This is a genomic window from Planococcus faecalis, from assembly GCF_002009235.1.
Lineage (GTDB): Bacteria > Bacillota > Bacilli > Bacillales_A > Planococcaceae > Planococcus > Planococcus kocurii.
Map to the genome: position 1 here is coordinate 999,094 of NZ_CP019401.1, position 22,239 is coordinate 1,021,332.

Consider the following 22,239-nt stretch of genomic DNA (forward strand, 5'->3'; position numbering starts at 1 on the left):
TGTCGAATTAAAAATTCTGAAGGACGGAGGTGCAGAAAAGAAAAACTAAAACTCTATTACTGTGTAGTCTATCACATTACTTCTAAGCAATAGAGCAGCTATCACTACAGTAAAAGATAAAAAAATCCGCTGCCAAAAGGCAACGGATTTACTGCTTATCGATCTTCAGAAGGACGTGACTGGAATTGTTTCATTTTATCATCCAAATCATCAACCATCGCGATTAACCGATCAATGTCTTCGAGTTCTGTGTTTTCAGGTTCGATAGCATCTAATACTTCTAAAAACATGCTTAAGCGCTGTTTCATATAAGAAACTTGTTGCTCTTTATTCGTAATGGATTTTCCCATTTGATACACCTCATTTCGCCTATTAATCGTAACGGATAATGGAGACGAATTCAATAACTATAGGTAGAACTAATTATTTTACTAGTTTTACTATTTTGAATATTTACTTAATATAAATTTTGTGTTAAGTTAAGGTTAATCAAAAGAGAGGGGAGGCCGAAGGGAATCAGCGAAACCACATCACAGCATCAGAAAATTCGAAGGAGGCGGTTCGCACATTTCACCGGCGTCTTAGCCGAAAATGGCATTTATGAAAGATAACTTAACTGTATATAAACTGTAAAAGGCTCATCCTTAATCTGACATCAGATATAGAATGAGCCTTTTATCATGTTTGACGAACTTCAAAGCTTTCAATGATTTCGATAGAATCCTTTACCGACTGAACCATTGAGCAGTTTTTTCGAGTTAATTCCATAACACGCGCCATTTTCTTTTCGTCAATGTCACCAGTAATCGTAAAGTGTAAATGAACTTTTTCCACACGACCAGCTTCTTCATCATTGCGAACAACTTCTGTTACTTCGATTTGAATATCTTTAGCAGGCATCCTCATTTTATCGAGGACTTTTCTCATAACCCCACCACTACATACAGCCAACGAAGAGATCAATAATTGATAAGGTCTAAAACCATATTCCTCGTCGCCTGAAATTTGGATGTCACCAAAAGGCAAATGCCCTGTAAAGCCGTTTTCGTTCATTGAATAGTTCATCTTGTAACGCCTCCCTATGTTAGAATTGTATCTGAAATCTTATTAAATACAAAAGAACATGCTTGTTCGAGGAGGCATTATGAAGAAATTTTCAAAAAGTGAGCGTGGCCGATTTTGGATTCTTGTTGCCATTGTCTCGATTTCAGGCTTTTCACAAGGCATGCTGCTGCCATTAATCGCAGTTATTTTTGAACAGGATGGTGTATCTTCCGCATTAAATGGCTTGAGTGCCACAGGTTTGTATATTGGAACATTAGTAATCGCGCCTTTTATGGAACCGCAATTGCGAAAATTTGGTTACAAACCATTGATTTTAGTAGGCGGAGGATTAGTTGTCGTATCGCTTTTTCTTTTTCCGTTATGGAAATCAGTGTTGTTTTGGTTTGTGTTGCGTATTTTAATTGGTATTGGTGATCAAGCCTTACATTTTTCAACGCAAACTTGGATTACGAGTACGTCGCCACACCACCGGTTAGGACGTAATATCGCGATTTATGGGATGTCTTTCAGTATCGGTTTTGGAGCGGGTCCACTATTTGTTCCGATGGTAGAAGTGTTTGAAGCTCTGCCATTCATCATTTCAGGTTTATTGTGTTTGCTAGCTTGGTCATTGGTTTTTTTGCTTAGAAATGATTTTCCTGAAGTTACGGGAAGTGCTATGACAGCAAAAGGTACGGTAGGACGATTTAAAGCAGCCATCCTCATTGCTTGGGTTGCCTTTCTTCCACCGCTGGGCTATGGATTTTTAGAAGCTTCACTCAATGCCATTTATCCAGTTTATGCGCTTCGTCAGTCTATTGAAGTTGGAATGGTTTCGATTATGCTAGCCGCTTTTTCAGCAGGAGCGATTGTTACGCAATTGCCACTTGGGAATTTGAGTGATCGCATCGGTCGAAAAAAAGTACTGTTAGTAGCATTGGCCGGTGGAGCGCTAGTTTTTGCTACTGCTAGCTTTTATGAATCGAATGCTTGGGTAACTGTTGGATTTTTTGCAGTAGCGGGTATGTTTGTTGGTTCAACATTTTCACTGGGTATATCTTATATGGCAGATGTGATGCCAAAAGAGTTATTGCCAACAGGGAACTTGTTATGTGGAATCGGATTTAGTATTGGCAGCTTAGCAGGACCTACAATGGGTGGATTATTTGTTCAATTCTCAGGAGGGGTAAGTTTTCTGCTGCTCATCGCTGGTATTTTACTAATAATTACAGTACCGATTGCCCTGAAAAATCCAATGAAAACGAGTAATGCTTAACAAAAAAGCTGATGCCTAGAGGTATGCCTCTAGCATCAGCTTTTTTTATTTCAGTACTAATTTTGTAACAGATTCTACTTGCGCTGTTTGTGGGAACATATCGACCGGTTGAATGTATTCAATGCGGTAGATTTTAGTTAATTGCTGTAAATCCTTAGCTAAAGTGGAAGGATTGCAAGACGTATAAACAAAACGCTTCGGTTTTACTTTTAAAATAGTTTGCAAAAGTGAATCGGCAAGTCCAGTACGTGGTGGATCTACGGTTAACACATCCGGAACAAATCCTTCGTTGCTCCAAAGCTCCAACCATTTCTCGGCTGTACCTGTAACATATTTTGCTGTATAGCCTTGTGCTTTGGCATTGGCTTTAGCGTCAACCACACTTTCGTGTAAAACGTCCATGCCCCGAACTTCTTTAGCACGGTCTGCTAGCCAAAGTCCAATCGTTCCGACGCCACAATAAGCATCGACGACCGTTTCTTGTCCAGTTAATTCAGCAGCGCGTTTGATTTCATCGTATAGTTTGACGGTTTGCGTCGGATTTAGTTGGAAAAAGGCACGTGCTGATAAATCAAATGCCAATTCGCCTAACTCTTCGTGGATCGTATCTTTGCCGAACAATGTAATCGTTTCGTCTCCAAAAATCAAAGAAGTTTTTTCTTTATTGATGTTTTGAACGATTGATACTAAGTTTGTATCGATTTTTTGCAGACGTTCCATTAATAATTCTTTTTGTGGAATCTTCGAACGTGTCGTCACTAAGACCAGTTGAATTTCACCCGTTCTAACACCAGTGCGGACAACGATGGTACGGATAATGCCTTTCATCGTCTTGCCATCGTATATTGGCATTTTCAATTCTTCCAAAATTCGCTTGACTGCGTTCGTAATGACCGTTGTATCGGGGTGCTGAACGATACATTCATCAATATCCAAAAGTTGATGAGAGCCTTCTGCAAACAATCCTGCGATAACTTTTGTGCCTTTTAAGCGTGTCTGGAACTGGCTCTTGTTGCGGTAACGCCACGGTTCTTCCATGCCGATGGTTTTCTCAACATGCACGGTCGTCCCTTTTAGGTAGCGCTCCAATGCCTGTACGACAAGATCCCGCTTTTCAACTAATTGCTGATCATACGTCATGTGTTGCAATTGACAGCCGCCGCATGCTTCATAAATTGGACAAGGTGGTGTCTGACGATGGGGAGAAGCGCTTAAGATTTTAATAATGCGTGCTTGTGCAAAGTTGCGCTTGACTACAGTTACTTGCGCCACGATTTCTTCACCTGGAAGAGCTCCTGGAACAAATACAACATTACGTTTAAAATAGCCAATGCCTTCGCCGTTAATGCCGAGTCGTTTAATGGTCATCGGAATTTTCTGGCCTTCTTCAATACTAGGTTTATCGTTCATGGATCTCACATCCTTCAGTTAATCATCTCCCCATTATAGTCTTATTTATAGATATCAGCCAGTGCTGATCGTAAATTAGAAAACTTGAATTGGAAACCATGTTGCTGAAGAACCGTAGGCAGGACTCGTTGGCCTTCAAGAACTAGCTGACTCTTCTCCCCTAGGATAGCTTTCATAGCAAATGATGGGACAGGAATCCAATGCGGCCGTCCAAGTGTATGGGCAATTTCCTTGCCAAAATCCTTCATTTGTTTGGGACTTGGAGCGGTGACATTAAAGGCGCCGCTTAATTGATCAGTATCGAGTGCAAAAGCTAATGCCCGAGCGACGTCTTTAATATGAACCCATGACAGCCATTGTTTACCAGACCCAACAGTGCCGCCAGCGAACATTTTATAAGGCAAAGCCATTAAAGGTAAAGCCCCTCCATTTTTCCCAAGAACAATGCCGAAACGCCCACACGATACACGTAATCCATCTTCTTCAGCGCGATGAGCTAAAATTTCCCAATCACGAACCGTTTGTGCCAAGAAGTCTGAACCAAGTTCGGCAGAAGCCTCAGTATAAGTAACCGTTTGAGAAGGTGGGTAAATACCGACAGCACTGGCGTTTACTAAAACTTTCGGCTTTTTCTCTAGCTTGTGAATAATGCGCAATAATTCATTCGTGGCATCCATCCGACTTGAGTAAATCATTTTTTTCTGTTCTTCACTCCATCGACCATCGTTAATAGAAGTACCAGCCAAATTAACAAAAGCATCAACGCCTTCTAATTGTTTTTCTGGAACAGCATCTTTCTCCAGCCATTTGACGTATGTAATTTTATTGGCTGTCGTTTTTGGATTTCTCGTCAAAATAACTACTTCATCGCCTCGATCAAGTAGTAAGCGAGTCAATTCTTTGCCAACGAATCCTGTGCCACCTGTAATTGCTACTTTCATTTCCATCTCCTCCTGTTTCTTGTTAGCATACCCTTAATGGCTCTAAGCTATGCCATTTTTTGTCCTGAAGGTGTATAATATAAGGAGAAGAGAGGTGCCAGTAAATGCCGATTATTTCAAAAATCACACAGGGAAAGAAAAACCCTGAAAGGTATAATATCTTTTTCGAAGATAAATATGCTTTTAGCGTGGATGAGGCGGTGCTTATTAGGTATCAGCTGACAAAAGGCAAAGAGCTGGACCAATGGACCATCGAAGAAGTTAACTTCGAAGACGAAGTCCGAAAAGCCTATAATAAAGCTCTTTATTACCTTGGCTTTCGTATGCGAAGCGAAGGAGAAGTACGCCAAAAGTTAAAAGAAAAAGAATACGGAGATGCCGTAATAGATGAAGCGATTAAGAAACTATATGTCCATAGTTTTTTAGATGATCAACAATTTTCAGAAGCGCTGATGAGAACCCAAATCAAATCAGGGAAAAAAGGTCCGCGCGCAATCCAGCAAGATATGCAAAAGAGAGGAATTGATAAACAGATGCAAAAAGACGTCTTAGATTCCTATTCCGAAGAAGAGCAATTGGAAATTGCCAAAGGCCTTGCAGAGAAAATTGCACTTAAAGAAAAGATGAAAACACCAAGCCAAATCCATCAAAAAATTAATGACACCCTGATGAGAAAAGGCTATAACTATTCGTTGATTAAACTAGCAATTGAAGAACTTGACCTTGAGAAAAATGATGATCAGTGGTTGGAAATTGTCGCAGAACAAGGCGATAAGTTATGGCGCAAGCACAGTTCAAAACTGTCCGGCTATGATTTAAAATCGAAAGTTAAACAAGGACTCTACCAAAAGGGGTTTCCGAGTGAAGTAATCAACGACTATCTAGATAAGAAGGAGCTTGAAGATGACTGAGAAAAAACCATACAGTGATATGACAGAGCATGAACTTCGCGGAGAAATTGCTAACTTAAAAGAAAAAGCTAGAAAAGCTGAGCAACTAGGCATCATCAATGAATTCGCAGTGCTCGAGCGAAAAGCCATGATGGCAGCAGCTTATATGCTGGATCCCGCTGATTTTAAACAAGGCGAGATATACCGCATTGAAGGAGACCCAAATGTCTATTTTCAAATCGATTATTTAAAAGGTCGTTTTGCTTGGGGTTACCGAATGGGTGGAGAAAAATTTACAGAGGCGCTGCCTATTTCGATGCTGCGCCCATTGAAAGAAGGGAAATAAAAGATGAAAGAAATTATCGATCAACTAACAATTGAGTTACAGGAAAAAAATCCGAATCTTACAGAAGAGAAAGCACGGACATGGGTTGAACTACTAGCATCTGACTTTGAATCGTCTTACGCCAAAGCAGGATACGATTACCAAGGGACCGCAGTAGTTGAAAAAGTCATGCGACAGTGGATCGACAGCTATGGCGACAAAATTCATGAATTTGCCGGAACGAATCCGAAATATGCACATCTTTTAAACGACTAAAAGAAAAGCGCAAGCGCTCGTGTAGATTCGACGGGCATAAGACGCGCTGGCGGAGCGGCGTTCTTTGCCACACAGCCGGAGTGACTTATGACCCGAGGATCTGGGCGCTGGAGTCTGGACAAAGAAAAGCGCAAGCCCCCGTGTAGCACCGACAGGCATAAGACAGACTGGCAGAGCGGCGCATTTGGCCGCACAGCCGGGATGACTTATGACCCGAGGTGCTGGGCGCTGGAGTCTGGACAAAGAAAAGCGCAAATCGGTACATTTCTGAAAGTTTTTTGTTATAAGCATAAAAAAGAAAACGCGCACCCTGGGGTGTGCGTTTTCTAGTTATGGCTAAAATCTAGTTTTTTTCTTAACTTGTCTTCGCTAAAAATCCAGCCCGTATACGAATTGATAATTTTACATTCTTTGTCCAAATGAGCTACAGCAACAAATGGATAATAATCATTGCTGCGATAGCGCAGGTCAATCAACCGCACTTCGAAAATGTCGCCGTACTCGTTGATTTCCCAACGGTATAATGGAGAAAACGAAATGAATGCAGCTATGTTTTTGTCTTTCATTGCTGCTTGAATCAAGTTATTTTCAGGCATTTCTTTTTTCATAAATTTATCGTAGATGTTGATTGTTCGCCCATATGCACGGCCGACATAATGGTGACGTTCAGTGTCGGCAGCAATACGCCAGTGAAAAAAACGCATCGTCGGTGCCACAAAAACGGCAGAAGCACCTGGGATGGTGTTGAGAACGGCTTTTTTAATTGCGGCTTGTAGCGCAAAACGTGCAAGGTAGTAGAAGAATAAGGTAATATACAGGATGCTAATGGTCCAAACAGGATCAGCGCCAAATGCCCATATCGTTAAAGCCAATACGTGTGCACCAAAAATAATCGGATCAAAGGTGTTAATGACACCAAGCGCAATCCAGCGGTTAGAGATTGGCCTTAAGGCTTGTGTACCATACGAGTTGAAAATATCGACGAACACATGGATAAAGACAGCCAAGAAAGACCAAAGCCATAAATGCAGTAGATTAGCTTCTGGAAAAATCAGAGAAATCGCACCTGCTATAAGCAACGGCCATAACAATACTGCCGGAATCGAATGAGTTGCACCTCTATGGTGGCGAATATAAACAGCGTTATCTCGCAGTTTTAAAACAGTATCAACATCTGGCGCTAACGAGCCAATAATAACACCAGAAATAACAGCGGTCATGGTAATGGGGTGACTGGCGACGACGGGATCGGCCATTGCGAGACCACCAAGGGCGATACCCATGACAATATGAGTACCTGTATCCATTGTCTCATCTCCTCTCTAGAGAAGTTATGTTTATGAAAAACTAAAGTTTTTTGTTAAAATAAACAGATTCCTCATTGTCATATATACCCGGAAAAGGATTCGGATAATCAAGCTGAACGGAGGAAATAACTATTAAAATAGAAAAAAAGCAATTTCAAAATGACTTGATTAGTTGGTTTGCAGCGGAAAAGAGAGATTTGCCTTGGAGACGTACAGCAGATCCTTATCAAATCTGGATTTCAGAAATTATGTTACAGCAAACCCGTGTAGATACGGTTATTCCTTATTATAAACGCTTTATCGAAAAATTTCCCACTTTGAATGACTTGGCACAAGCAGATGAACAAATTTTACTGAAACAATGGGAAGGGCTAGGCTACTACTCGCGTGCACGCAATTTACAAGCTGGAGTCAAAGAAGTAGCTGAAAACTATGGTGGTATCGTTCCAAATAGTCGAAAAGAAATTTCTTCTTTAAAAGGTGTGGGTCCGTATACAGCAGGAGCGGTATTAAGCATTGCTTATGGTATTCCAGAGCATGCAGTAGATGGCAACGTTATGCGTGTGTTGTCGCGAATTTTACTGATTGAAGAAGATATCGCGAAGCCAAAGACGCGCAAAATTTTTGAAGAAGCCGTCACAGAAATTATCAGCCATGAAGATCCTTCTTCATTTAATCAGGGATTAATGGAGTTGGGTGCTTTGATCTGTACGCCCACTTCGCCGAAATGTTTGTTATGTCCTGTGCGAGAGCATTGTGCTGCTTTCCACGAAGGAAAGCAAAATGAATTGCCGATTAAGACGAAAGCTAAGAAAACCAAATCATTGCAATACGCAATGGTAGCCATACGCAATGAAGATAAATTCCTTATGGAACAGCGACCAGAAAGTGGATTATTAGCGAATATGTGGCAGTTCCCGCTGTTAGAAACAGCCATAGATGCGCTACCGCTAGAAATCGAAGAGCAATTGTCCGAAAGGTTAAAAGGCGTCGTGGACAAAGCTGAAAAAATTACTTCTTTCAAACATGTCTTTTCTCATTTAACATGGAACGTGGACGGTTTTATTGCCGATAGTAAAAACATAGTCGCACTAGATCGCATGAGATGGGTGACAGCAGAAGAGTTAGAGTTATTGCCGGTTGCAGGACCGGTTCAAAAAATGAAAACAGCTTTACAGCAAAGAGGAGAGGTATAGTCATGACAGAACAAAAAGTAGCATTAGTAACAGGTAGCAGTAAAGGGCTAGGCAAAGCACTGGCAATCGCACTGGCTGAACAAGGATACGATATCGTCGTCAACTATGCGCGTAGCAAAACTGCTGCGCTTGAAACTGTAAAAGAAATTGAAGCACGAGGACAAAAAGCTTTGCTGGTTCGCGCGAATGTAGGAGATGTTGAGAAACTGCGTGGCATGTTCCAGACCATTAAAGAAGAATTTGGGAGACTGGATGTTTTCGTATCCAATGCGGCTTCTGGTGTTTTACGACCGATTATGGAACTAGAAGAATCTCATTGGGACTGGACGATGAACATTAATGCAAGAGCCATGTTATTTGGTGCTCAAGAAGCTGCAAAGTTAATGGACAAAGGCGGTAAAATTGTTGGTATTAGTTCATTAGGTTCAATTCGCTATTTGGAAAATTATACGACGATAGGTGTTTCAAAAGCAGCTGTAGAATCACTGACACGTTATTTAGCTGTAGAAATGGCGCCCCTTGGAATTGCAGTCAATACAGTATCCGGTGGAGCACTCGATACAGACGCGTTAAAACATTTTCCAAATCGTGATGATTTATTGAATGATGCACGGATTAATACACCAGCAGGCCGTATGGTTGAGGTTGATGATATGGTCAAAGCTGCTTTGTTCTTGATTTCTCCCGACTCGGATATGATCCGTGGTCAAACGATTATTGTCGATGGAGGTCGCTCAGTCGTTATGTAATCCTTTGGTCCTTATGCCTTATTGCTGTATGTTTTCAGAATTGGTTGATATAATACTGAAATAGCAGATAAATAATGGCTTAGACAAGAAGGTGGGATAGTACATGGCGATTCCTGCGGAGGGTGAAACAATCCAAATCCACAGTTACAAGCACAACGGCCGAATCCACCGTGTCTGGCAGGAAACAACTGTACTGAAAGGTACGAATAATATTGTAATTGGTGCAAATGAACGGACGTTAGTGACAGAATCTGATGGCCGAACTTGGTTGACGCGCGAACCATCAATCTGCTATTTTCATGCAGAACATTGGTTTAACATCATCTGTATGCTCCGAGACGACGGTGTTTATTATTATTGCAATGTCAGTTCTCCATTCGTTTATAATAATGGCTCGTTGAAATACATCGATTATGACTTAGACGTCAAAGTGTTTCCAGACATGTCTTACACGCTGTTGGATGAAGACGAATATGAAGACCATAAGCGACAAATGGGTTATCCTGATGTGATCGATCAAATTCTACATCGAAATGTTGAGAAACTGATCGGCTGGATCAAACAACGCAGAGGGCCATTTGCCCAAGACTTTATCGAAGTATGGACGAACCGCTATGAATTTCATAGACAAAACCGGATTCGTGATTAAAATGAAAACCTGTTGCTTGCCAACAGGTTTTTCGTTTTGAACAGAATGGAGTGGAAAATTTGAGTAGTATGAAACGCTATATGCAGTTTGTTAAACCGTATTATTGGCAGATTGCGTTAACCATTGTCATTGGAATATTCAAATTTGCCATCCCGCTTTTTATTCCACTGCTAATCAAAATCGTCATTGACGACATTATTGGAGCGGATGCATTATCTAATGCCGAAAAGTTGAACCAGCTATATTTATGGCTTGGGGGAACCGCGATTGTCTTTTTCTTATTGCGTCCACCGATTGAATATTACCGTCAATATTACGCGCAGTATGTCAGCAATAAGATTCTTTATGATATCCGTGGCTATTTATATGGCCATTTGCAACGGCTAAGCCTGCGCTATTACGCGAACACACGAGCGGGTGAAATTATCTCACGTATCATTAACGACGTTGAGCAAACCAAAAACTTTGTCATGATTGGCTTAATGAACGTGTGGCTGGATCTGGCAACGATTCTCATCGCCATTGTGATCATGCTTTCTATGGACGTTTCGTTAACTATTGTGGCATTGCTGGCATTTCCATTCTATGCATTTAGCGTCAAATATTTCTTTGGTCGTTTGCGCGACTTGACGCGTGCACGTTCTCAGGCTTTAGCAAATGTTCAAAGCTATTTACATGAACGTGTTCAAGGAATGAGTATCATTAAAAGTTTTGCACTCGAAAAGCACGAGCAGAAAATTTTCAACGATACCAATAATCAATTTCTAGAAAAAGCTATTGATCATACGAAATGGAATGCTAAAGCATTCGCTGTAGTCAATACGATTACGGATGTTGCTCCGCTATTGGTTATCGGCTACGCCGGTTATCAAGTAATTGAAGGCAATTTAACACTCGGGACAATGGTAGCGTTTATAGCTTATATTGAACGACTTTATAGTCCACTTCGCCGCTTAGTCAATTCTTCAACGACTTTGGTGCAGTCACTAGCTTCTATGGATCGTGTTTTCGAATTGATCGATGAGGACTACGACGTGACTGATAAAGAACAAGCACATAATTTAACAGTGGTTGACGGCAAATTGGAATTCCGAGACGTTTCTTTCCATTACAACGATGGTGGAAATAACGTATTATCTAATTTGAACTTTACAGTGAAACCTGGAGAGACTGTCGCATTTGTTGGAATGAGCGGTGGTGGAAAATCTACGATTGTCTCCTTGATTCCGAGATTCTACGATGTTACGAGTGGTGGGATCTTCATGGATGGTCACGATTTGCGCGACGTCACGACTCATACGTTACGTGATCAGATTGGATTAGTGCTACAGGATTCTATTCTCTTTAGCGATTCGGTAAAAGCAAATATCCTGATGGGCAAACCAGAGGCAACAGACGAAGAAGTAATTGCAGCAGCCAAAGCTGCCAATGCAGATGAATTTATTTCGCAGCTGCCTGAAGGCTACGACACTAAAGTTGGAGAACGCGGAGTGAAATTATCGGGTGGACAAAAACAACGTGTCGCGATTGCACGTGTCTTCTTGAAAAATCCACCGATTCTTATTTTAGATGAAGCCACTTCAGCACTAGACCTTGAAAGTGAAGCATTGATTCAAGATTCACTAGAACGTTTGGCACATGACCGCACAACCTTAATTGTTGCACATCGCCTTTCAACAATTACTCATGCAGACCAAATTTTGGTCATCGATCATGGTAAACTTGCTGAAAATGGTACGCATGCAGAACTGATGAAACAGCAAGGAGTATATTACAACTTATTCCAAGTTCAACATTTTAATTGATTGACACGAAGAGCCTCCATTATTTTGGAGGCTCTTTTGTGATGTCTTCGACTTCCAGCAAATACAAATAAGATATTGCATTAATAATAATATTACGTATAATTAAAAGAAGGAGAATGTTCTGAATCATTTTTGTGTAAAAGGGGGAGCATCATGAATGAACGCAAAACCATCTTAGACGTTAAAGGATTACAAACAACCTTTTTCACAGACGATGGAGAGATACCAGCAGTAGATAATGTAGATTTTCATATACGAGAAGGGGAAGTGCTTGGAATTGTTGGGGAATCCGGATGTGGTAAAAGTGTGACGTCACTTTCCATAATGGGATTAGTTCCAAGTCCTCCTGGGAAAATTACGAACGGCGAAATTTTATTTCAGGATAAAGATTTAACGAAATTATCCGAGAAAGAAATGCGAGGAATCCGAGGAAATGATATCGCAATGATTTTTCAGGAACCGATGACGTCGTTAAACCCGTTGTTTACAATTGGCAATCAGCTTCGTGAAGCGATTAAAATTCATAAAAAAGATTGGTCAAAAAAACAGGTGCAAGAAAGAGCAATTGAAATGATGAATTTGGTAGGCTTGCCTCGACCTGAAGGGTTGATGAAAGAATATCCACATCAATTATCAGGCGGAATGCGCCAACGAGTCATGATTGCAATGGCTTTGTTATGTGATCCGAAAGTATTGATTGCAGACGAACCGACAACAGCGCTTGACGTAACGATTCAGTCTCAAATTCTGAAATTGATCAAAAATCTTAACGAACGGTTAAATACAGCAGTGCTATTAATTACTCATGATTTAGGTGTAGTAGCTGAAACTTGTGAGCGTGTAGTCGTTATGTATGCCGGAAAAGTAGTCGAAGAAGGTCCGGTCCACACGATTTTTAACGACCCACAACATCCCTACACGAAAGGCTTACTTGAATCAGTTCCAGATATGCGTTTTAAAAAAGAGCGATTGTATTCGATTCCTGGGAACGTTCCCAAACCGGGAGCGATAAAAACAGGCTGCAAATTCGCAGCACGTTGTGAATTTGCTTTTGATCGCTGCACCGTAGAAAATCCAGAGCTGTACCAAACAGCGGAAGATCATCAAACACGCTGTTTCCTATTCGATCCGAAGGAGGTACAGTCTCATGACAGAACCGTTGTTAAAAGTTGAAGGATTAAAAAAGTATTTCCCGATTAAATCGGGAATTTTAGGGAAAGTTAGCAATCATGTAAAAGCTGTAGATGATGTGTCGTTTACAGTTCAAGAAGGGGAGACACTGGGAATTGTTGGTGAATCAGGTTGCGGAAAGTCCACAACAGGTCGCATGTTAATGCGTCTTTTGGAACCAACAGAAGGCACTGTGACATTTGATGGACAGGAATTGACCAGTTTATCAAATCACGACATGCGCAAAGCTCGTCGCGATATTCAAATGGTCTTTCAAGATCCCTACGCTTCATTAAACCCACGTCATACCATTGAGAAGATTTTAATGGAACCGCTTAATGTTCATAATATAGGCGATCCAAAAGAACGGAAAAGAAAAGTGCACGAATTTTTGGAAATTGTCGGATTGAGTAGTTACCACGCTAAACGTTATCCGCATCAATTTAGTGGTGGTCAAAGGCAACGCATCGGGATTGCACGCGCCTTAATGACAAATCCAAAACTGATTATTGCAGATGAACCCGTTTCGGCACTTGACGTATCAATTCAAGCGCAAGTATTAAACTTGATGCAAGATCTACAAAAAGAGCTGAAGCTGACTTATATTTTTATTGCTCATGATTTAGGAGTAGTTCGCCATATTAGTGACCGCGTAGGTGTTATGTATCTCGGGCAAATGGCGGAACTTGCCAATACTGAAGATTTATACGAAAAACCATTGCATCCGTATACGCAAGCTCTATTGGCTGCAGTTCCGGTACCAGATCCCGCATTTGTCCGGGAAGAAGTCGTTATTACTGGAGATGTTCCAAGTCCAGCAAATCCACCAAGTGGCTGTAGATTCCATACGCGCTGTCCGTTCAAAATGGACATTTGCTCACAAGTCGTACCGATTTTTGCGGAAGTTGAAAAAGGTCATTCTGTTGCCTGTCATCTTTACGAAGAATCCAGGCCGCAATGATAATAAATAGAAAAAATGGAGGGGTTAATTTGGGGAAGAAAAAGTTCTTATCGTGGACATTTTTATTGCTTTTGTTAGTTTCAACAGCTCTTTATGGCTGTAGTTCTGATGAAGGTTCAAAAGAAGACGGGGGCGAAGGTGGCTCTGCTGAAGAGAAGCAATTGATCTTTGGACGCGGAGGCGACTCGGTGTCACTTGATCCAATTACTGTAACAGATGGAGAATCTTTTAAAGTTACAAAAAACATTTTTGATACATTAGTGAATTTTGGTGAACAGGACACAGAAATCGAAGGAGCGTTAGCATCTAAATGGGAACCTTCTGAAGATGGATTGTCATATACGTTCACATTAGAAGAAGGCGTTAAATTCCATGATGGCACTGATTTTAATGCAGAAGCTGTTGTGAAAAACTTTGAACGTTGGGCAGCTGGTGACGGCGAGAAATTCCCATACTACGGTTCTATGTTCGGTGGTTATGGTGATGAGGAAGGACATGTTATCAAATCTGTTGAAGCAACTGGCGATTATGAAGTTGTTTTCACATTAAATCGTCCACAAGCACCATTCCTTAAAAACCTAGCAATGAGCCCGTTCGCGATTGCGTCGCCAACTGCATTTGAAGAAGCAGGGGATTCTTTCGGTGACAATCCGGTCGGAACTGGTCCATTCAAATTTGTTGAATGGAAACGCAATGATACAATTACAATCGAAAAATTTGATGATTATTGGGTAGATGGCGAGCCGAAACTAGATCAAGTGGTATTCCGCGCGATTCCAGATAACTCAGCTCGTTTAAACGCTTTACTGTCAGGTGAAATTGATTTGGCAGACGGCATTACACCATCTGATGGTAAAACAATTGAAGGAAATGCAGATCTTCAATTGTATGAACGCCCATCTATGAACGTTGGTTACCTTGGAATGACTGTAACACGTGAACCATTTGATGATCCAAAAGTACGCCAAGCGGTAAATCATGCCATTGACAAGCAAGCAATTGTAGACGCATTTTTCGAAGGGCGCGCAGAAGTTGCGAAAAACCCGATTCCACCAGTTATTAGTGGATATAACGACAGTATTGAAGATTACGAATACAGCCCTGAAAAAGCAAAAGAATTATTAGCCGAAGCGGGTCTTCCAGATGGTTTTGAAATGGAACTTTATGCAATGCCAGTTCCACGTCCATATATGCCGGATGGTCAAAAAGTAGCTGAGGCGATTCAAAAGAACTTGGCTGACGTTGGCGTAACTGCTAAAATCGTGTCATTTGAATGGGCTACTTATCTAGAGAAAGCTGCAAACGGAGAAGCTGATGCATTCTTACTTGGCTGGACTGGCGATAACGGCGATGCAGATAACTTCTTGTATACATTACTTGATCAAGACAATGTTGGTACTAACAATTACACGTACTATGAAAATCAGGAATTGCACGATATCTTAATTCAAGCACAATCAGAAGTTGAGGAAGATAAGAGAAATGAATTATACATGCAAGCTCAAGAAATCATCCATGATGATGCTCCTTGGGTTCCACTTGCACACTCCACACCGCTATTAGCTGGTGGGAAAAACGTAATTGATTTTAAAGCGCATCCAACAGGTTCTGACAAGTTGGCTGGAGTAGATTTAGAGTAGGCAATTCAAGGGAGGAAGTCGGAATGATTTCCTCTCGTTTTTTTTACTGCTATACATATTGCATATTGTTAGAGATGGAGAGGTGAAGAAGATGCTTCACTATATCGGAAGACGGCTTCTACAGTTGATCCCAGTGTTACTCGGTATGACATTTATCGTTTTTATGATCATCCGTGCCATTCCTGGTGACCCTGCACAAGTTATTCTTGGTCAGCAAGCATCCGAAGAAGCAATAAAGGCATTACGAACAAATTTGGGGTTGGATAATCCTTGGTATATTCAGTACTTTGATTATTTAAAAGGATTAGTTACTGGTGATTTGGGAGAATCGCTTCGTACACGAACGCCTGTTGTAGATGAAGTATGGCCATATTTGGCTGCAACAATCGAACTTTCTTTATTTGCTATTATCATTGCCGTTATTATCGGAATCAATGCCGGCATTATTTCAGCCTGGTTCCAAAATTCATGGTTCGATTATTTAGCAATGATTATTGCGTTAATCGGAGTATCGATGCCAATCTTCTGGTTGGGTTTAATGAACCAATGGATCTTCTCAATTGAACTTGGAATTCTTCCAACAACAGGGCGTGAAAATGTTCGAGATCCTGTGGATGTTATGACTGGTTTTTACGTCATTGACACATTGCTTGCGGGAGATTTTAATCAATTATCGACTGTGTTAAAACATCTTGTATTGCCGGGGACCGCATTAGCGACGATACCAATGGCAATTATTGCTAGAATGACTCGGTCGAGCATGCTAGAAGTAATGCGTTCGGATTACGTCAGAACAGCTCGGTCGAAAGGTTTGTCGATGTTTTGGGTAGTTTACAAACACGCGCTTAAAAATGCGATTATTCCTGTATTGACAATTATTGGACTTCAAATGGGATTGCTACTTGGTGGTGCTATTTTGACAGAAACCATTTTCGGCTGGCCTGGAATCGGACGTTATATTTACGAAGCGATTGGCTTCCGTGATTATCCGGTTATCCAGTCAGGTATATTAATCGTTGCATTTATTTTCGTTATGATTAATCTGTTTGTCGATCTGCTTTACGGTTTGGTTGATCCACGCATTAAATATGACTAGGAAGGGGGAGACGTATTATGGCTGAAACAGTAGACAAACAAGATCAAGTAAAAATGCAAAAAGTTGCTGGCCCTTGGAAAGAGGCTTGGCGCGGTTTCCGTAAAAGTAAAGTTGCGGTTATTGGAATGGGAATTGTTATCTTCTTTATCCTGCTAGCAATTTTTGGTCCGCTTCTAACATCGCAAGGCATCAATGAGCAAAATCTGTCTCAACGGCTTCTGCCCCCTTCTTCCGCGCATTGGATGGGGACGGACGATTTTGGAAGAGATATTTTATCGCGAGTTGTCTATGGTGCCCGAATTTCGTTATGGGTTGGCTTTTTAGCAGTTATTGGCTCCGTCATTGTAGGCAGTATTTTAGGGATTTTAGCAGGATATTACGGACGTTGGGTAGATACAATTATTTCACGTATCTTTGATATTATGTTAGCGTTTCCGAGTATTTTATTGGCCATTGCAGTTGTTTTGGTTCTTGGACCGTCTTTACGTAATGCACTTATAGCCATCGCTATTATTAACGTGCCAAACTTTGGTCGTTTGATTCGCTCGAAAGTATTAAGTATTAAAGAAGATGAATACATTATGTCTGCGAAAGCGATTGGTATGAAAGATAACCGTATTCTTATTTCGCATATTTTACCGAATTCCATGGCACCTGTTATTGTTCAAGGAACATTAGCAATTGCAACTGCGATTATTGAAGCAGCAGCACTAGGTTTCTTAGGATTAGGTGCACAAGCTCCTTCTCCAGAATGGGGCAAAATGCTGGCAGACTCACGTTCGTATTTAACGAATGCCCCTTGGACAATGATTTTCCCGGGTGTTGCGATTATGCTAACTGTACTTGGCTTTAACTTGATGGGTGACGGTTTGCGTGATGCGCTAGATCCACGAATGAAATCATAAAAAAAGTGTGAGGCAAATTTGCCTCACACTTTTTTTATATGGCATTTTCAAGATTGCTGTCTACTTCTTCGGAATGGTAATTTAAATACGCAATAATGAGCAAATCCAAATGCTCTAATTGTTCTTCGTAATCCAAAATAGCTGATAACACATGCATTAAATGATAAACCGAAAATTCATCATCCTGTTCTTCGTGTGCTAAGTTTATTTCTTTTATAAAAATTGTCATCACTTCAGTCCGTTTTATAATGGCATCTTTGCCTGAACCTTCGCTATGCTCAGGGCGTAGTTTGCCAACATACTTCATGTAAAGTTGTTCATGGTAACTGGCTAAACTTTCTAAACGTTCTTGTATCATCATATGAAAATGTCGAGGAAGCTCCATCAATTCGTTTTCAAAGCGATTGAGTCGCTTTAATACTTCGAGGCTTTTTTTCGATGTAGCAATCATTTGACGGTAAAGCACCAGTTTTCGTGCTTTCGCATACTGTTGCTTTTTGGTATAGCTTCGTTCTTCTTTGTAAAACGAATACCATTGATCAACTTGTACTAGGTTCTCTGTCAGTTTCTCAATATCTTCTTTAACAGATACGTGGTCCGATGCATGACGAATGGAAACGCGAATCCATCGAATCACTTCTTCACTAACCGAATGGATAGACGTAAACAAACGGGTTTCGTATTTAGGTGGCAGAAATATCATGTTCACGATAAAGGCAGATATAATTCCAAGAAGCACAGTACCAAATCGTAAAGAAGCAAAAGTTAAAAAGTCGGTGGAGTGAGAAGAATCCATGATAATAATGATTGTCACTAAAGTTAACGGAACAGGTTTGTCCAACTTTAATTTCAACATAACAATAATTGCTAAAATCGCTGCCGCACCAATAGTGAAGTAATTACTGCCAATTGTTAATACAAAAACAATGGCTATTGCTGCACCGATCAAATTACCGTAAATTTGATCGAGTAGCGTTAGGTAAGATCGATAGATAGATGGCTGGATAGCGAAAATCGCTGCCACTCCTGCGAAAACAGGGGAAGGCAATCCAAGTAAATTGGCCAGATACAGGGCCATAGAAATGGCCACGCCAGTTTTAAAAATACGTGCGCCTAATTTCATGTACTTAAGGACTCCTTCCTTAAAAAATGATTTTCATTAATTATAACTGTTTAAACGCCTCACGTACTGCTTGGATAGAAAATTCTACATCTTCTTCTGTATGTTCAGTAGTTAAAAACCAAGCTTCATATTTTGATGGAGCTAGATTAATACCTTGAGCGAGCATCAATTTAAAAAAGCGACCAAAAATTTCACCATCCGATTTTTCAGCTTGTTCGTAGTTTTCCACTGTTACATCCGTAAAGTAAATAGTTAATGCACCTTTCAAGCGATTAACGGTAATGGTTACACCAAATTCTTCAGCAGCTGACAAAATACCTTGTTCAAGCTGTGCACCCAGTTGATCCATTTTTTCATACACTCCGTCTTCGCCAAGTACCTCTAAACAAGCAATCCCAGCTTGAATCGAAGCAGGATTTCCAGCCATTGTTCCAGCTTGATAGGCGGGACCTAAAGGAGCGACCGTTTCCATAATTTCTTTTTTTCCACCATAAGCACCAATTGGCAGTCCGCCACCAATGATTTTACCGAGTGCTGTCAGGTCTGGGACTAAGCCGAGCATGTCTTGTGCACCGCCGTAGTGGAAGCGGAAAGCTGTAATGACTTCGTCATAGACAATTAACGCACCTTTTTCGTGAGCGATGCGATGAACTTCTTTCAGGTAGCCTTCTTTTGGTTCGACGATTCCGAAATTACCGACAATCGGTTCGACTAAAAGACAAGCTATTTCTTCGCCCCAGCGGTCCATGGCTTCTGAAAATGCTTCAATATCATTGAAAGGAATTGTGATAACTTCTTCTGCGATGGATTTTGGAACACCTGCTGAATCAGGAGTGCCTAGTGTTGCCGGACCAGATCCTGCAGCAACTAAGACTAAGTCGGAGTGGCCATGATAGCACCCAGCAAATTTCATGATCTTTGTTCGTCCGGTGTATGCGCGTGAAACGCGAATTGTTGTCATGACAGCTTCAGTTCCGCTATTAACGAAACGTACTCTGTCCATGTTCGGCATCGCTTCTTTTAACATTTTAGCAAATGTAATTTCGTGGCGCGTTGGAGTCCCGTAAAGCAGTCCGGATTCCGCTGCACGCGTAATTGCTTGCGTAATGTGCGGATGTGCATGTCCTGTGATGATAGGACCATATGCCGCTAAATAATCTATGTACTTATTGCCATCGACGTCCCAAAAATAAGCGCCTTTACCACGTTCCATCGCGATGGGAGATCCGCCACCTACTGCTTTAAAAGATCTTGATGGGCTGTTGACGCCACCCACAATGTGCTGTAATGCCTCTGCGTGAAGCTTTTCTGAAGTTGAATGATTCATTGGGTGAATTGCCTCCTATTGGTTAGTCTATTCTTTATTGTAGACAATCTTGTGCATAAACGCCAAAGAAATTGAAACTAGCGCTTGGGTTCGGTACGATAAGGAAAAGAAAAGGAGTGATGAAGATGTCAGCAGTAACCGGTGTGCAAGCACCAGACTTTTCGTTAAAAAACGAAGCGGGAGAGACTGTTTCTCTAAAGGATTTTTCTGGTAGTAAATATGTGGTTCTTTATTTTTATCCGAAAGATATGACGCCCGGTTGTACAACGCAAGCTTGTGACTTCCGCGATTCGCAAGCTGATTTTTCAGCACTCAACGCTGTGATTCTCGGGGTCAGTGCAGATTCAGAAGATCTCCACAATAAATTCATCGAAAAACATGGTTTGCCATTTTCATTGTTGGTCGACGAAGATCATCAAGTTTCAGAAAAGTATGGGGTTTGGGTAGAAAAAAATATGTACGGGAAAAAGTTTATGGGCATTGAACGCGCGACTTATTTAATCGATCCGACAGGAACAATCGTTAACGTGTGGCGCAAAGTTAAAGTACCCAATCATATCCAAGACGTTTTAGAAACCTTGAAAACAATTAGCGATCAATAAGGAGAGAGAGTTATGGAGATTCTGTTTACATTCGTTCCAAAAGAAGATCAACAACAGAGGTTGAAAACTGAATTCCCCAAAATTGAGTTCTATTTTCTCTATAAAGATAAAACGCGTTTAGCGTCTGCAGACGTTATCGTCACTTATGGAGAAGATTTAACGGCAGAAGATATTGCCGCTGCTAAAAACGTGCAGTGGATTATGGTAGCTAGTGCCGGTATCGAAAAACTGCCTCATCAAGCCATTAAGAATCGTGACATTACGGTGTCTAACGTTAAAGGCATTCACAAAATCCCTATGGCTGAATCTGTTCTGGCTCATCTTTTATCTCTCGAGCGCTCGTTGCCGTCAATTTATCAAAATCAGCGCAACCAAGATTGGAATAGAAGAGTAGGTTCTGTTGAATTGAAAGATTCGACAGCGTTGATCCTTGGACCGGGCGCGATTGGTTCAGAAATCGGTCGATTGCTACAGGCGTTTGGTGTCAAAACGATTGGTTGCAACCGTTCAGGAACGCAGGCACCTCATATGGATGAAATGATCTCATTCGAAGCAATTCTTGAAAAACTATCGCAGGCAGATTATGTGATATCAATTTTGCCGAGTACAACTGAAACAAAATATCTATTAAAGGAAGAGCATTTCAAAGCAATGAAAAAAACAGCCATCTTTATGAATTTCGGAAGAGGCGATTTAGTCGCTGATGCAGTTCTTTTGAATGCACTGCAAAAAGAAGAGATTGCTTCTGCGGTTTTAGATGTCTTTGAGCAGGAACCGCTTCCGGAGGATCATCTTTACTGGACAATGGATAATGTCGTCGTGTCACCTCACATCTCAAGTAAATCTAGCAAGTATGTAGAGCGTACCTTAGATATATTTATACCGAATCTCAAAAAATGGCTCGTCAATAGAACCGTTCCAACTAATCTGGTTGACATGGAAAAGGGGTATTGAGCATGAAAATTTATACGAAGACGGGGGATAACGGGACTACTTCGTTAGTTTATGGAGTGCGAGTGGCGAAAAATGATGCGATAGTTGAAGCATATGGAACTTGTGATGAAGCAAACTCCTTGATCGGTTTATCGGTAGGGCATATGACTATGGAGTTTTTTGAAGAAAAAGAAGCATTATGTGAAGTTTTCCATGAAATCCAAACGACCTTATTCCATGTAGGGGCTGAACTCGCTACGCCAAAAGGCAAACAAGTAAAATGGAAGCTAACAGAACAAGATATTTCAAAGCTAGAACAATGGGTGGATCACTACGACGCAAAAGTTTCTTCACTTACTAACTTTATTTTGCCAGGAGGACATCCGTCCGGTGCGACACTTCATGTGGCTAGGACTGTCGTCAGAAGAGCGGAACGGACGGTTTTATCCACCGGAACGGACGTTTCTCCACTAGTTTTGGCGTATTTAAATCGCTTATCCGACTTTTTGTTTGTTGCAGCACGCCTAGTTAACCAGCGCCTTGGTCGTAAAGAAAAAGGACTACATGAAAAATAAAGTAAGAGATGCGGAGCGACCGGTGGGCATATAGTGATT

General features: G+C 41.1%; 23 protein-coding genes. 16 read left to right on the top strand and 7 right to left on the bottom strand.

Annotated features, from left to right (window positions below; translation table 11 throughout):
• Nucleotides 1-155 precede the first annotated feature (155 nt).
• On the bottom strand, nt 156-350 hold the full coding sequence (locus tag AJGP001_RS04835) for an SE1561 family protein (RefSeq protein WP_058386015.1): 195 nt from the start codon (nt 348-350) through the stop codon (nt 156-158).
• Nucleotides 351-678: 328 nt separating this feature from the next.
• Nucleotides 679-1,065: an OsmC family protein gene (locus AJGP001_RS04840; RefSeq protein WP_071153277.1), complete on the bottom strand. Its 387-nt coding sequence runs from the start codon at nt 1,063-1,065 to the stop codon at nt 679-681.
• A 79-nt stretch (nt 1,066-1,144) separates the two neighbouring features.
• Between AJGP001_RS04840 and AJGP001_RS04845 the strand changes: the two genes are divergently transcribed.
• Nucleotides 1,145-2,320 carry an MFS transporter gene (locus tag AJGP001_RS04845; protein ID WP_071153278.1) on the top strand — a complete coding sequence of 392 codons (1,176 nt, stop codon included), beginning with the start codon at nt 1,145-1,147 and terminating at the stop codon, nt 2,318-2,320.
• A 45-nt stretch (nt 2,321-2,365) separates the two neighbouring features.
• Here the strand turns inward: AJGP001_RS04845 and rlmD are convergent, their stop codons facing one another.
• Nucleotides 2,366-3,730 (bottom strand): 23S rRNA (uracil(1939)-C(5))-methyltransferase RlmD, encoded by a 1,365-nt coding sequence (rlmD, locus tag AJGP001_RS04850; RefSeq protein ID WP_058386012.1) that lies wholly within the window; start codon nt 3,728-3,730, stop codon nt 2,366-2,368.
• A gap of 41 nt (nt 3,731-3,771) precedes the next feature.
• Nucleotides 3,772-4,671 (bottom strand): TIGR01777 family oxidoreductase, encoded by a 900-nt coding sequence (locus tag AJGP001_RS04855; protein ID WP_071153279.1) that lies wholly within the window; start codon nt 4,669-4,671, stop codon nt 3,772-3,774.
• 104 nt (nt 4,672-4,775) lie between these two features.
• On the opposite strand from AJGP001_RS04855, the gene recX reads away from it, so the two are divergent.
• The 3 genes from recX to AJGP001_RS04870 are packed head-to-tail and all read left to right on the top strand — an operon-like array spanning nt 4,776 to nt 6,162.
• A complete protein-coding gene (gene recX / locus AJGP001_RS04860) occupies nt 4,776-5,582 on the top strand; it encodes a recombination regulator RecX (protein WP_071153280.1) in 807 nt (268 codons plus the stop codon).
• Entirely contained in the window at nt 5,575-5,907 is a 333-nt protein-coding gene (locus AJGP001_RS04865) for a YfhH family protein (RefSeq protein ID WP_071153281.1), read from the top strand. The genes recX and AJGP001_RS04865 overlap by 8 nt, the downstream gene beginning before the upstream one ends.
• Nucleotides 5,908-5,910: 3 nt before the next feature.
• Nucleotides 5,911-6,162 (top strand): YfhJ family protein, encoded by a 252-nt coding sequence (locus tag AJGP001_RS04870; RefSeq protein WP_058386008.1) that lies wholly within the window; start codon nt 5,911-5,913, stop codon nt 6,160-6,162.
• A gap of 326 nt (nt 6,163-6,488) precedes the next feature.
• On the opposite strand, the gene AJGP001_RS04880 is transcribed toward AJGP001_RS04870, so the two are convergent.
• Nucleotides 6,489-7,469: a metal-dependent hydrolase gene (locus AJGP001_RS04880; RefSeq protein ID WP_071153283.1), complete on the bottom strand. Its 981-nt coding sequence runs from the start codon at nt 7,467-7,469 to the stop codon at nt 6,489-6,491.
• Nucleotides 7,470-7,666: 197 nt separating this feature from the next.
• Here AJGP001_RS04880 and mutY point away from each other — a divergent pair, with 197 nt between their 5' ends.
• The 9 genes from mutY to AJGP001_RS04925 all read left to right on the top strand — a co-directional run bounded on the left by mutY (nt 7,667) and on the right by AJGP001_RS04925 (nt 17,640).
• On the top strand, nt 7,667-8,665 hold the full coding sequence (gene mutY, locus AJGP001_RS04885; protein WP_071153284.1) for an A/G-specific adenine glycosylase: 999 nt from the start codon (nt 7,667-7,669) through the stop codon (nt 8,663-8,665).
• 2 nt (nt 8,666-8,667) lie between these two features.
• Nucleotides 8,668-9,414 carry an enoyl-[acyl-carrier-protein] reductase FabL gene (gene fabL, locus AJGP001_RS04890; RefSeq protein WP_058386004.1) on the top strand — a complete coding sequence of 249 codons (747 nt, stop codon included), beginning with the start codon at nt 8,668-8,670 and terminating at the stop codon, nt 9,412-9,414.
• Nucleotides 9,415-9,517: 103 nt separating this feature from the next.
• Nucleotides 9,518-10,063, top strand: coding sequence for a nucleoside tri-diphosphate phosphatase (gene ntdP, locus AJGP001_RS04895; RefSeq protein ID WP_058386003.1), 546 nt, complete (start codon nt 9,518-9,520; stop codon nt 10,061-10,063).
• 59 nt (nt 10,064-10,122) lie between these two features.
• The gene (locus AJGP001_RS04900; RefSeq protein ID WP_071153285.1) at nt 10,123-11,868 is read left to right on the top strand and encodes an ABC transporter ATP-binding protein; all 1,746 of its coding nucleotides are present in this window, start codon (nt 10,123-10,125) and stop codon (nt 11,866-11,868) included.
• A 153-nt stretch (nt 11,869-12,021) separates the two neighbouring features.
• Nucleotides 12,022-13,041 carry an ABC transporter ATP-binding protein gene (locus AJGP001_RS04905; protein ID WP_058386001.1) on the top strand — a complete coding sequence of 340 codons (1,020 nt, stop codon included), beginning with the start codon at nt 12,022-12,024 and terminating at the stop codon, nt 13,039-13,041.
• On the top strand, nt 13,016-13,999 hold the full coding sequence (locus AJGP001_RS04910) for an ABC transporter ATP-binding protein (protein ID WP_058386000.1): 984 nt from the start codon (nt 13,016-13,018) through the stop codon (nt 13,997-13,999). Before AJGP001_RS04905 ends, AJGP001_RS04910 begins: the two co-directional genes overlap by 26 nt.
• Before the next feature lie 29 nt (nt 14,000-14,028).
• A complete protein-coding gene (locus AJGP001_RS04915) occupies nt 14,029-15,639 on the top strand; it encodes an ABC transporter substrate-binding protein (RefSeq protein ID WP_071153286.1) in 1,611 nt (536 codons plus the stop codon).
• A 91-nt stretch (nt 15,640-15,730) separates the two neighbouring features.
• The gene (locus AJGP001_RS04920; protein WP_058385998.1) at nt 15,731-16,735 is read left to right on the top strand and encodes an ABC transporter permease; all 1,005 of its coding nucleotides are present in this window, start codon (nt 15,731-15,733) and stop codon (nt 16,733-16,735) included.
• A gap of 17 nt (nt 16,736-16,752) precedes the next feature.
• Nucleotides 16,753-17,640, top strand: a complete 888-nt coding sequence (locus AJGP001_RS04925; RefSeq protein WP_071153287.1) for an ABC transporter permease — start codon at nt 16,753-16,755, stop codon at nt 17,638-17,640.
• 34 nt (nt 17,641-17,674) lie between these two features.
• Here AJGP001_RS04925 and AJGP001_RS04930 read toward each other — a convergent pair whose 3' ends face one another.
• A complete protein-coding gene (locus tag AJGP001_RS04930; protein ID WP_071153288.1) occupies nt 17,675-18,763 on the bottom strand; it encodes an FUSC family protein in 1,089 nt (362 codons plus the stop codon).
• Between the two features lie 40 nt (nt 18,764-18,803).
• Nucleotides 18,804-20,090: a glutamate-1-semialdehyde 2,1-aminomutase gene (locus AJGP001_RS04935; protein ID WP_071153289.1), complete on the bottom strand. Its 1,287-nt coding sequence runs from the start codon at nt 20,088-20,090 to the stop codon at nt 18,804-18,806.
• A gap of 125 nt (nt 20,091-20,215) precedes the next feature.
• Between AJGP001_RS04935 and bcp the strand changes: the two genes are divergently transcribed.
• The 3 genes from bcp to AJGP001_RS04950 are packed head-to-tail and all read left to right on the top strand — an operon-like array spanning nt 20,216 to nt 22,200.
• Nucleotides 20,216-20,692, top strand: a complete 477-nt coding sequence (bcp, locus tag AJGP001_RS04940; RefSeq protein ID WP_078080216.1) for a thioredoxin-dependent thiol peroxidase — start codon at nt 20,216-20,218, stop codon at nt 20,690-20,692.
• A gap of 12 nt (nt 20,693-20,704) precedes the next feature.
• Nucleotides 20,705-21,646, top strand: coding sequence for a D-2-hydroxyacid dehydrogenase (locus AJGP001_RS04945; RefSeq protein WP_071153290.1), 942 nt, complete (start codon nt 20,705-20,707; stop codon nt 21,644-21,646).
• Nucleotides 21,647-21,648: 2 nt separating this feature from the next.
• Complete coding sequence (locus AJGP001_RS04950) at nt 21,649-22,200, top strand: cob(I)yrinic acid a,c-diamide adenosyltransferase (RefSeq protein WP_071153291.1); 552 nt, start codon at nt 21,649-21,651, stop codon at nt 22,198-22,200.
• Nucleotides 22,201-22,239: the final 39 nt, after the last annotated feature.